General features: G+C 62.0%; 6 protein-coding genes. 2 read left to right on the top strand and 4 right to left on the bottom strand.

What is annotated here, in order from left to right:
* Positions 1 to 5 precede the first annotated feature (5 nt).
* The 3 genes from NVB75_RS16535 to NVB75_RS16545 all read right to left on the bottom strand — a co-directional run bounded on the left by NVB75_RS16535 (position 6) and on the right by NVB75_RS16545 (position 3,817).
* Entirely contained in the window at positions 6 to 1,466 is a 1,461-nt protein-coding gene (locus NVB75_RS16535; protein ID WP_258348470.1) for an ATPase domain-containing protein, read from the bottom strand.
* 73 nt (positions 1,467 to 1,539) lie between these two features.
* Positions 1,540 to 2,682 carry a PAS domain-containing protein gene (locus tag NVB75_RS16540; protein ID WP_258342398.1) on the bottom strand — a complete coding sequence of 381 codons (1,143 nt, stop codon included), beginning with the start codon at positions 2,680 to 2,682 and terminating at the stop codon, positions 1,540 to 1,542.
* A 244-nt stretch (positions 2,683 to 2,926) separates the two neighbouring features.
* Complete coding sequence (locus NVB75_RS16545) at positions 2,927 to 3,817, bottom strand: NAD(P)-dependent oxidoreductase (RefSeq protein ID WP_258342399.1); 891 nt, start codon at positions 3,815 to 3,817, stop codon at positions 2,927 to 2,929.
* Positions 3,818 to 4,157: 340 nt separating this feature from the next.
* On the opposite strand from NVB75_RS16545, the gene NVB75_RS16550 reads away from it, so the two are divergent.
* Positions 4,158 to 8,438, top strand: coding sequence for a DEAD/DEAH box helicase (locus NVB75_RS16550; RefSeq protein WP_258342400.1), 4,281 nt, complete (start codon positions 4,158 to 4,160; stop codon positions 8,436 to 8,438).
* A gap of 129 nt (positions 8,439 to 8,567) precedes the next feature.
* On the opposite strand, the gene NVB75_RS16555 is transcribed toward NVB75_RS16550, so the two are convergent.
* On the bottom strand, positions 8,568 to 10,682 hold the full coding sequence (locus NVB75_RS16555; protein ID WP_258342401.1) for a mechanosensitive ion channel family protein: 2,115 nt from the start codon (positions 10,680 to 10,682) through the stop codon (positions 8,568 to 8,570).
* A gap of 177 nt (positions 10,683 to 10,859) precedes the next feature.
* Here NVB75_RS16555 and NVB75_RS16560 point away from each other — a divergent pair, with 177 nt between their 5' ends.
* Positions 10,860 to 12,062 carry an MFS transporter gene (locus tag NVB75_RS16560; protein ID WP_258342402.1) on the top strand — a complete coding sequence of 401 codons (1,203 nt, stop codon included), beginning with the start codon at positions 10,860 to 10,862 and terminating at the stop codon, positions 12,060 to 12,062.
* The last annotated feature ends 203 nt before the right edge of the window (positions 12,063 to 12,265 follow it).

A 12,265-nucleotide genomic window follows, 5' to 3' on the forward strand; every position in this document is an offset into this window, starting at 1 on the left:
TCAGTTCAACCCGAATCAGAGACTTTGGACGCTGAGCCCGGCAGCGAAGAATCATTAGAGACAGCCAATGCATTTCTTGATGCCTTCTTCAGGTCAACGCCGTTTTCATGGATTACCACTTCAAGAAGCGAAGGATCGTAGAAGCTATCTCGTACCTTAAGAATCGAAAGCATTCTTCTTAGTTCAGATTGAATCTCGAAGAAACGCATCAGCAGCAGGTTATCGACAATACTGGACAGGTCCGGGGTCGGAGAACTGACCTCCGAACCAAAAACGTCACGCATCTCCCACGAGGCAAACACCGTTACGCCACGGGCACGAAGCTCGCTCATCAGCGCGCTGTAGAAATCAGTGATACGTGCCGGGTTTGTCGACACTCGGGTCATGCCGCTCAAGCTGTCGATGAACAGGCGCTTGATGCCCTTTTCCTCAACCATTTTCAGCAGCCGTGCGCCGAGACCGTCGATCAGGCCTTCTGTCGTGGGTTGCCAGGCAATACTCAGCGCACCACTTTCTTCCATACCCTTGATATCAATCCCCAGCGATTGGCCTTTGAGACGTAACCGCTGCGGGCTTTCATAAAAACCGAAATGCAGGCCCGGCGCTTCCACTGTCGACTCAGCGAGGAACCTGAGCCCCAACGTGGTCTTCCCGACGCCGGAAGGCCCCATGACGAGGGTAACGGAAGAACTGTGCAGGCCACCGCCGATGATGGCGTCCAGCGAACCGATGCCGCTGGTGATACGCGTCAGATCGGCACTGTCAGGTAACGACGGATGGCTGTAGAGGCTTTCCAGACGCGGATAAACCACCAGGCCATCGTCGGTAATTTCACACTCGTGCAATCCGGTCAGTGCACCACTGCCCCGAGTCTTGCGCAGTTGAATACGGCGCACCGAACGGCTGCCGTGAAGCTCCTCACCCATTTCAATCACACCATCAACCATGGTGTGCTCAGGACTGCCGTCGTCCAACCGGGAACTGGTGAGAAACAGCACCGTACAACCGGCGAACGCAGCGTGCCCTTGCAGCTCGGAAATGAATTTCTTGGTGTCGATGGGCGAGTCAGCCTTGGAGCGTGCATTAAGCAAGCCGTCGACCACTAACACGGTGGCCTTCTGACGACTGATCTCACGCCGAAGCAGCTTGACCACTTCATCGAGACCATCGTTCTCAAGGGTGTCAAACGCACTGACGAACTGAATTTCGGCTCCCACCCGGGAAACATCAAAGAAGTTCAGGGTCGAGAGGAATTGAAATAAACGGTCGTGGGACTCGGCCAGCAACGTGGCCACCAGTACACGGCCCCCGTTGCGCGCATGATTGAATCCCAGTTGATTGGCGAGGATGGTTTTACCCGATCCTGGGCGCCCCTGGATAATGTAGGAGGCACCTGCGACTAGCCCGCCCTTGAGCAGAGCATCCAGCCCTTCTATTCCGCTTTGAAGGCGATTTAGCTTTTCCACAATGCAACCCTGATGTGAACAACAGGCTCTTAAGCCGAAGGTTTACGATGCTAACTCCATTTGCGCAATCGGGCTATCCGCTCATCCAGTTCAAGAGCGCGGCAAATAAAGCGTGAACGTACTTCCCTGCCCCAGACGGCTCTCGACCCTGACCTCTCCCCCCCGACTGTTTGGCAAAACCCAATACCTGACTGAGCCCCAGCCCACTTCTCTGGCCTTTGCCTTGGGTGGAGAAAAACGGTTCAAAGATTCTATCGAGGCTGAACGGAGCGATACCCGAGCCATTGTCTGTGATGGACACGGCAACAAAACGCCCCTTGATAAGGGGATAGCCATCGGACGCAGGGATAAGGTCCATCGACTCAACACGGATGACCAGCTCCCCCTTATCCATCATGGCGTCCCGGGCGTTCATGACCATATTGAGAATGGCGGCTTCAAACTGTCCTGGGTCGACGTGAACAACGCAGGGTAATTCTGTGGACTCGATGCGTACGTGGATGCCTGTGCCAACCCGCACAGCAATCGTATCGGCCATGGCGAACGTGCTTGAATTGACGTCCAGCGGTGCGGGATGCAGGGCTTGCCTGCCAGCGAAGGACAGCAATTGGCTGGTGAAATGAGAACCACGCTCCACCGCCTGGGAAATGGCTTCCACCAGGCGCAGCCGCCGCTCTTCCGATACGGAAGGACGCTTCAAAAGATCCGCCGAAGAACGTATCACCGTCAGCAGATTATTAAAGTCATGAGCCACTCGGCCTGTTACCCGCCCCAGCGCGTCCATCTTCTGCGACTGAAGTGACTGCTCTTGGCTCACATCCTGAACGGATCCCGTCATCGTGACGGGTAGACCATCATCGGCATAACGGGGTCTCGCGCACACGTGCAGCCAGCGAGTTTCACCGACTGGCGTGATGACGCGGTAGCGAACGTCGTAGTCGCCACGTTGAGCGATCGAGCGATCCCACGCTTCGGCCACTCGGCGCTTGTCTTCGGCGTGCACCAAGCGCTGCATGTGTTCATAGCTGAACGGTACGTGAGGTTCGAGTCCGAAGTTGAGGCGACAAGTGGCCGAGGTCTTCAGCTCGCCCGTCGTCAAGTCCAGGTGCCATATACCAAGCCCGGCGTTACTCAAAGCGAACTGCAGGTCGTGCGCCTCCTCATACACATCATCGTGAGGCGGCGGCAAACCATTCACCGGAGAATGTGTTGCCATGATGGGTCGGGCTCCTCTTTTTAGGCTGCCCATGGCGAGATGGGCGAAGTCTTCTTCTGAATGCAGACTTTTGCTTTTGCTGAACGAGCCGTAAGCACAATCAATCCCTATTGGCATGGATGACCGCGCGCACCAAAGGTTTCAAATTTTTCGTATGCCGTGGCGCACTCGACTGGCCAACACGTATCAACTGAATCCGTCCAGACAACCGCCACAAAAAAGGCGCCTGTTGCAGGCGCCTTTTTTACGTTTGACCGTGTCGGTAGAACCGGTCGAGCAACGCCGGCAACCCGGCCCGCCATGCCCGTGGCTTGATGCCGAAGGTGTGGAGGATTTTCTTGCACGCCAGCACCGCGTGTTGCGGTTCATCGGCGGCATCCGGACGGGCGGCGTGGGCCTGGGCAGTCGGGGACTCCACGGCCAGCGGGTGGAAGTTACGCGCCTCGGTCAGGATCGCCTGCCCCAGCGCCAGCGGGGTGGTCGCTTCCTGGCCGGCATAGTGATAAGTGCCCCACAACGGCGCGGCACAGTCGAGTTGCTTGAGCACCGAAATGATCACCCGCGCCGCGTCGTCCACCGGCGTCGGGTTGCCCCGGCGGTCGTCGGCCATCAGCAGTTCGTCAGGTTTTTCGGCACGGGCCAGGAAGCGCCCGAGGGTGCCGTCGACGCTGTCATCCAGCAGCCAGCCAAAACGCAGCAGCACGTGCTGCGGGCAGGTGGCGCGTACGCTCTGCTCGATGCGCCACAACGCCTGGCCCCGCAGGCCCAAGGGCACGGGTTCGTCTTTTTCGCTGTAGGCGGTGGCGCGGGAGCCATCGAACACCCGGTAGCTGGACGGTTGCAGCAAAGTGATGCTGTGGTGCTGGCACAGTTCCGCCAGGCGCTCGATCGCGTACTCCTGCGCGGCCAGACGCGTCTCGCTGACCGTCTCCGCCTGAAACCAGTCGAAGTAATAGGCGAGATTGATCAAGGCATCGGGACGGGTGTCGTCGAGCAGTTGCGTGAGGCTCGCGGCATCCCAGCCGTCTTGGGGCGGACGCGGGGCGAGGAAACCGATGTCTTCCTCCGCACCGAGGCGAATCAGCGCCTGCCCGAGGGCATTCCCGCCGCCCAGTAACATAAGGCGCATTCGCATAGATTGAGCAGGCCCGGTCTGTTTGGAACGATGGTTATTATCGACAGGCTTGTGAGCCATGCCGTTGGCATTTGCCAGAATCGTTGCATTTTGCGGGTTTGTAGCGCAACCGTCACTTATAAAGTGCGCCGCCCATTGCCGCCTGGGTGGTTTAGAGAGAGAGCCTTTTGTGGGGAGGAAGCTTGCTGTGGCTAGGGGGCTTGTTGTGGCGAGGGAGCTTGCTCCCGCTGGAGTGCGCAGCGCTCCCGCTTTTTTGGGGCCGCTACGCAGCCCAGCGGGAGCAAGCTCCCTCGCCACAGCCGGGGTTGCAAGTTGCCGGGGCTGGCCGCATAAATTGGGTATGAACCTTCCTGAATCAACGGACACGGCCTTGAACGGTTTCCACCCCGCCGTCAGCGCCTGGTTCCGCAGTACATTCCCGTCGGTGACCACCGCCCAGGCCCAGGCGTGGCCGCTGATCCGCCAGCGCCGCTCGACGCTGATTGCGGCGCCCACCGGCTCCGGCAAGACCCTCACCGCGTTTCTCGCTGTGCTGGACGACCTTGTGCACCAAGGCCTGGCCAATGGCGGCCAACTGCCAGACCAGACGCTGGTGGTTTACGTCTCGCCGCTGAAGGCATTGTCCAACGATATCCAGATCAACCTGCAAAATCCTCTGGCCGGCATCACCGACCACTTGCAGCGCCTGGGCCTGCCGCCGCTGGCGATCCGCACCGCCGTGCGTACCGGCGACACGCCGCAGAAAGACCGCGCCCTGATGCGCAAGCACCCACCGCATATCCTGGTGACCACCCCGGAATCGCTCTACGTGCTGCTGGGCTCGGACTCGGGCCGGCAGATGCTCGCCAGCATCCGCACGGTGATCGTCGACGAAATCCACGCCATCGCCGCCAGCAAGCGTGGCAGTCACCTGGCTCTGACGCTGGAGCGCCTGCAGGGTTTATGCAGCGAACCGTTGACCCGCATCGGCCTGTCCGCCACGCAAAAGCCCATCGAAGCGGTGTCGCGTTTTCTAGCGGGCACCGGCCGGCCCTGCGAGATCGTCGACATCGGCCACGCGCGCCCACGGGACCTGGATATCGAAGTACCGCCGGTGCCGCTGTCGGCCGTCATGGCCAACGACGTGTGGGAGCTGGTCTACGACCGCCTCGCCGAACTGGCCAAACAACACCGCACCACGCTGATTTTCGTCAACACCCGGCGCCTGGCTGAACGCCTGGCCCGGCACTTGAGCGAGCGCCTGGGCAAAACCGCCGTCGCCGCTCACCACGGCAGCCTCGCCAAGGAACTGCGCCTGGACGCCGAACAACGGCTCAAGGCCGGCGAGCTGCAAGTGCTGATCGCCACCGCGTCGCTGGAGCTGGGGATTGATATTGGCGATGTTGATTTGGTGTGCCAGATCGGCTCGCCCGGCTCGATCAACGGTTTTCTGCAACGGGTCGGACGCTCCGGGCATCAGGTTGGCGGCACGCCCAAGGGCCGATTGTTCGCCACCACCCGTGACGACCTGATCGAATGCGCCGCCCTCCTCGACTGCGTGCGCCGGGGCGAGCTGGACACCTTGCTGATTCCGGTCGCGCCGCTGGATGTGCTGGCCCAGCAGATCATCGCCGAAGTCAGCTGCCAGGAATGGCAGGAACAGGCCCTGCTCACGCTGATCCGCCGCGCCTCGCCCTACGCCGAACTGGATGAACGTCACTATCAAGCACTGCTGCAGATGCTCACCGAGGGCTACAACGGCCGCCAGGGCATCCGCAGCGCCTACCTGCACCGCGACGCCATCACTCGCACCCTGCGCGGCCGGCGTGGCGCCAAGCTCACCGCGGTGACCAGCGGCGGCACCATCCCCGACAACGCCGACTACAGCGTGCTGCTGGAGCCGCAAAGCCTGAACATCGGCAGCGTCAACGAAGACTTCGCGGTGGAGAGCATCGCCGGGGATATCTTCCAGCTGGGCAATACGTCCTACCGCATCCTGCGGGTGGAAGCCGGCAAAGTGCGGGTCGAGGACGCCCACGGCCAGCCGCCGACCATTCCGTTCTGGCTCGGTGAAGCACCGGGGCGCAGTGCCGAGTTGTCGTTTGCCGTGGCGCGCTTGCATGGGCAACTGGACGAGCTGCTGGCCGCCACGCCCGGCAAGCTGCAAGCGGCGCTCGACTGGCTCACCGGCACCCTCGGTTTGAATCTGGCCAGCGCCGAACAGTTGGTGGATTACCTGGCACGGGCACGGCTGGCATTGAGTGCGCTGCCGTCCCAGGACACGTTGATCATGGAGCGGTTTTTCGACGAGTCCGGCGGCACCCAATTGATCATCCACACGCCGTTCGGCAGTCGCATCAACCGCGCTTGGGGCCTGGCGCTGCGCAAGCGGTTTTGCCGCACCTTCAACTTCGAACTGCAAGCCGCCGCCAGCGAGGACGCGATCGTGTTGTCGCTGTCCACCAGCCATAGCTTTGAGCTGGATGAGGTATGGCGCTACCTGAACAGCAACACCGCCGAGCACATCTTGATTCAGGCGGTGCTGGATGCGCCGCTGTTCGGCGTGCGCTGGCGCTGGAATGCTGGCGTGGCCCTTGCGCTGCCGCGTTATACCGGCGGGCGCAAAGTGGCGCCGCAGATCCAGCGCATGAAGAGTGAAGACCTGATCGCCAGTGTGTTCCCGGACCAGATCGCCTGCCTGGAAAACCTCGCCGGCGAGCGGGAAGTGCCGGCGCATCCGCTGGTGGAGCAAACCCTCGATGATTGCCTGCACGAAGCCATGGACAGCGAAGGCTGGCTGGCCCTGCTGCGGCGCATGGAGCGCGGAGAGATCCGTCTGATCAGCCGCGACCTGCCGGCGCCGTCCCCCTTGGCAGCGGAGATTCTCAGCGCCCGCCCCTACACCTTTCTCGATGATGCACCGCTGGAAGAGCGTCGTACCCAGGCCGTGCTCAACCGCCGCTGGAGCGACCCGCAGAGCACCGACGACCTCGGCGCACTGGATGCCGAAGCGATTGCCGGTGTGTGCGAGGAAGCCTGGCCTGCGCCTAATGGCCTGGATGAAATGCATGAAGCGTTGATGAGTTTGGCGTGCATCGCCGAATCCGAGGTCACGCCGCAGTGGGCCGAATGGCTGCAAGCCTTGGCCGAAGGTGGCCGCGCCCACCGGCTACAGATTCATGCCGGGCAAGCCGTGTGGGTAGCGGTGGAGCGCTTGAGTTGCTTAAAGGCGATCTATCCAAATGACCTGCCACTACTGCCCGGCTTCGATGAGCCCTGGACCTTCGACGAAGCGCTGGTGGAAGTACTGCGGGCGCGCCTGAGCGGTTTTGGCCCATTGACGCTGATCGAGATCGCCGCGCCCCTGGCCTTGCCGGTAGCCGACGTGTCACAGGCCCTCGCACGTCTGGAAAGCGACGGCTACGTACTGCGCGGCCGTTTCAGCCCCGGCGCCAGCGACGAACAATGGTGCGAACGCCACCTGCTGGCGCGGATTCACCGCTACACGGTCAAGCGTCTGCGCCGGGAAATCGAGCCGGTGGCGTTGCAGGATTTCATGCGGTTTCTGTTCGACTGGCAGCACCTGTCGGACGGCACCCGGGGCCAGGGCAGCGCCGTGTTGCCGCAGATCGTCGCGCAGTTCGAAGGGTACGCCGCAGCCACATCAGCCTGGGACAGCGATTTGCTCAGCGCCCGAATCAAGGATTACGCGCCCTACTGGCTGGACGATTTGTGCCGCAGCGGCAAGGTGGTGTGGACACGCCTGAGCAACAAGGCTGGCGCGACGGCCTTGCGTAGCACGCCGGTGGTGCTGTTGCCCCGCAGCCAGGTGCCGTTGTGGAGCGGATTGACCGACGCGCCCGACAGCGCCGAGCTGTCGCCCAAGGCACAGAAAGTCCACCAGGCACTGCGGGAAAACGGCGCGCTGTTTTTCGATGAATTGGTCCACGAAGCCCATCTGCTGCGCACCGAACTGGAAACCGCCTTGCAGGAATTGGTGGGCGCCGGGCTGGCGAACGCCGACAGCTTCGCTGGCCTACGCGCCCTGACCACGCCCGCGAGCAAACGCCAGGCCCGCAGCAGTCGGCGCGGGCGTGGCGCGTTTGTCGGCGGGATGGACGATGCAGGGCGTTGGGCCCTGGTGCGGCGAGCGCCGGTGGCGGATGGCACACGTCCGGGGGCTCACTCGGCCGAGACGCTGGAGCATGTGGCGATGACCTTGCTGCGGCGATACGGCGTGGTGTTCTGGCGCCTGCTGGAGCGCGAGGCGGACTGGCTGCCCAGTTGGCGCGAACTGCTGCGCACATTCCATCGGCTGGAAGCCCGAGGCGAGATTCGTGGTGGGCGGTTTGTGAGTGGTTTGGCGGGGGAACAGTTTGCGTTGCCGGAAGCGATTCCGCTGCTGCGGGAAGTTCGGCGGCGGCCCCACGATGGAAGCTTGATTGCCGTGTGTGGAGCGGATCCGCTGAACCTGGTGGGTACGCTGCTGCCGGGTAGCAAGGTGCCGGCGTTGAGCGGTAATCGGCTGGTGTACCGGGATGGATTGCCGGCGGCGGTGGAGATTGCGGGCAAGCAGCAGGTGTTGCTGGAGCTGGATGCGCAGGCAGCGGGGTTGGTGCGGGAGAAGCTGATCAGGCGCTGACTCGTAGCGCCCGTAATGACGCCTTCGCGAGCAAGCCCGCTCCCACATTCGACCGCATTCCAAGGGTGGAACCGGATCGAATGTGGGAGCGGGCTTGCTCGCGAAGAGGCCGGTAGCCCCACCCCAAAACTATTGGGTTCTCGGCTGCTCAGTGAGCACCACCGACGAAGGCACTTCTTCTCCCGGCTCATCCACCTGTTGCCCAATCCGCTGCGGCACCATCACCTGCTGTGGATAAGTTTGCGCGAAGTGAACAAAGGCACAGTTATCCACAAGCTTTTTCAACCGCTGGTTAAACGCGCGGCTCACCGCATATTGCCCACCCGACACCGTACGGAATTGCGCCGTCAGCACCACACCGTTGAGGTCCATCTTGTCGACGCCAAATATCTCCAGCGGCCCTTGCAGGTTGTACTTGAGGAACACGTCGTCGCGGATCGACTGCCCCGCCTCGCGGATCAACTCCACAGCCTTGTCGACGTCGGTGTCGTAGGTGAACTGCACCGAGAAGAACGCGTAGGCAAATTGCCGCGACTGGTTGGTAACCGCCTTGATCTGCCCGAACGGCACCGAATGCACAAACCCCTTGCCGTCCCGCAGGCGCAGGGTGCGGATGGTCAGCCCCTCGACGGTACCGGCGTGGCCGGAGTCGAGCACCACCCAGTCGCCGATCGACAGCGTGTCTTCGATGATGATGAACAGCCCGGTGATCACATCCTGCACCAGTTGCTGGGAGCCAAAACCAATGGCCAAACCCACCACCCCGGCACCCGCCAGCAGCGGTGCAACGTTGATCCCCAGGTTCGCCATGGTGGTGATCGCGCAGATCACCACCAGGATGATTTTCACCGCGTTGCGCAGCAGCGGCAGGATGGTTTTCACCCGCGTGCTGGGCTGGCGGCTGGAGCGTTTGTTGACCGGTGGTTTCAGCGCTTCCTGGATCGCGGTGTCGAGCACCACCCAGAACAGCCAGGTCACCAGCAGGATCAAACCGATACTGCTCAGGGAATCACTGATGGCACGGCCGACGGAATTGCGCTGGGCAAATTCAAATAGCGAAACGCCCCAGATACGCCCGAGGATTTCGATAAAGGCGATGGCCATGACGATGCGCAACAGCGCGTGCAGCAGGCTGAGGAAACGCTCCTTGTAGGCGCTGCTGCGCTGGACCGCCACCGTGCTGCGGGACTGGAACAGGTGCTGCAACACCGTGCTGAGGAACACCGTGCCGATCAGCAGGATCGTGGTGAACAGTGCGCAGCGCAGGGCTTTCTGGCTGTCGTCGCCGGCGCCGATCAGGTTGATCGCCGACACCAGCACCATCAATAGAATCGGCCAATACCACAGGCCGGAAAACACCCGCAGGGATTGCTGCACCGCCGGGTGTTTCAAGCGCTGGGCCAGGGGCCGGTTGCGGATCAAATGCGCCACCGGACGACGCAGGCGAATCACCAGCATGCCGAAAATCACCGAGGCAAACAGCCCGGTGAAAATCGCCACGCTGGCGGTGATATTGCCCCCCAATTGGCGGGCGATCTGCGGGCTGGTCAGCGCATCGCTGAGGGCCGCAAGGAAGCCGATCAGGAACAGCGGCTTGGGGCAGTAGTCACGAATAATCTGCACGGCCGGGCGCTTGTGGCCGACGTTGAACATGACGATCACGCACAGCAGCATCGAGGTGGAAAAAATACCGCTGCTGGTGGCGTAGGCAAAACACAGGGCCAGCGCACGGCCCACTGACGTGGGCAGGAAATGGCTGACGTAAAGCGTCAGTGGCAAACAGATCAAGGCCGGAATCGTGTAGGGAATCAGGTAGCCGAGCAACGCCTGGAGGCGCTGGCGCGGTGCGATATACCGCTGCAGGCTCAGGCGCTTGACGATAAGGCGCCCAAGCAGGGTCAGTGCGGCGAAAGCGCCGATCCACACCCCGGACAACAACAGGAAATCCCCGGCCACACTCCACGAGGAACGTTCGGACGGCTGGTTCACCAGCTTGTCCACTTCATCCGCCGCCCGATCGGCCCGCAGGCGCCAGGCGTCCACCAGGCTCTGGTTGAGGTCGAGTTTGTCCTGCACATGATCGATGCTGGAGCTGATGGCGCCGAGCAGGCCGCCTTCTACCAACAGTTCCGGCGTGGCCGGGGCGGCAGGCGCTGGAGCCGCAGGGGCGGTGGCCGCTTGCAGCGCGCCACTGCCGCAAAACAGCAGCGTGCCGAGCAGTAGCACAGTCTTTAAATTCAACAAAACACCGGGCTCCTTCAGAAGGGTCTGTAAGGAACTGACGGGTTTGAGGCCGGATCGTTCCCCCAGTACGTCGATCCGTGCGTTCCAGACAAATATCAAATGCCAATACCTGTCTTTTTCCGCACAAGCCAACACCCGAGACTGCGCTCCTGATTGAAACCCACCGGAGTTGCAGCCATGCCCATTGCCTTGCTCGCGCTGACCCTCAGCGCTTTTGCCATCGGGACGACCGAGTTCGTCATCGTTGGCCTGTTACCCACCATCGGCGCCGACCTTGGCGTCAGCCTGCCGTCTGCCGGCCTGCTGGTCAGCCTCTACGCCCTGGGCGTGGCCATCGGCGCGCCGGTGCTCACCGCCCTGACCGGCAAAGTGCCACGCAAACTGCTGCTGTTGTCGTTGATGGTGCTGTTCACCCTCGGCAACCTGCTGGCCTGGCAAGCGCCGAGCTATGAATCCCTGGTACTGGCGCGGATCGTCACCGGTCTGGCCCACGGGGTGTTCTTCTCGATTGGCTCGACCATCGCCACCAGCCTGGTGCCCAAGGAAAAAGCCGCCAGTGCGATTGCCATCATGTTTACCGGCCTGACCGTCGCGTTGGTGACCGGTGTGCCGCTGGGGACATTTATCGGCCAGCACTTCGGCTGGCGTGAAACCTTCCTCGCCGTCTCGGCCCTGGGTCTGATCGCGTTTATCGGCAGCCTGCTCTACGTGCCGAACAACATCGCTCACAACAAACCCGCGTCGCTGTTGCAGCAACTGCAAGTATTGAAACAACCACGGCTGCTGCTGGTGTACGCCATGACAGCGGTGGGTTACGGCGGCTCGTTCATCGCCTTCACCTACCTGGCGCCGATCCTTCAGGACATCTCCGGGTTCAGCGCCGGCACCGTGAGCCTGGTGCTGCTGGTGTACGGCATCTCGGTGGCCGTCGGTAACATCTGGGGCGGCAAACTGGCGGACAAACGCGGCCCGATCAGTGCCCTGAAAATCATCTTCGCCCTGCTCGCTGTTGTGTTGTTTGTATTGACCATGACCGCAAGCAACCCATGGCTGGCCTTGGCCACGGTGCTGGTGTGGGGCGCGGTCGCCTTCGGCAACGTGCCGGGCTTGCAGGTGTACGTGGTGCGCCAGGCAGAACATCACACGCCGAACGCGGTGGACGTGGCCTCGGGCCTGAACATTGCGGCGTTCAACCTGGGGATCGCCGGCGGTGCGTGGGCCGGTGGTTTGATCGTCGCTCACATGGGCTTGATCCACACGGCGTGGATTGGCGGTTCGGTGGTGCTGGTGGCCTTGGCGCTGACGGCCTGGAGCGGGCGTCTTGACCGGTTGGGGCCGGTGTATGCCGAGAGTTCGACCCGGGTGGTTGGCGGGCACTGATCCCGCAGCGATAAAGGAACCCCATGTGGGAGCGGGCTTGCTCGCGAAAGCGGTGTGTCAGTCAACAGAGATATCGACTGACCCACCGTCTTCGCGAGCAAGCCCGCTCCCACATTTTGTGAAGTGCCGTCTGTAAGAACGTCGAAACTTTCTGCCGATCCTCACAGTCACCCTAAAACGGAGGTCATCACACAGTTAACCCA

The organism is Pseudomonas sp. CBS (assembly GCF_024734645.1).
In the GTDB taxonomy this organism is placed as follows: domain Bacteria; phylum Pseudomonadota; class Gammaproteobacteria; order Pseudomonadales; family Pseudomonadaceae; genus Aquipseudomonas.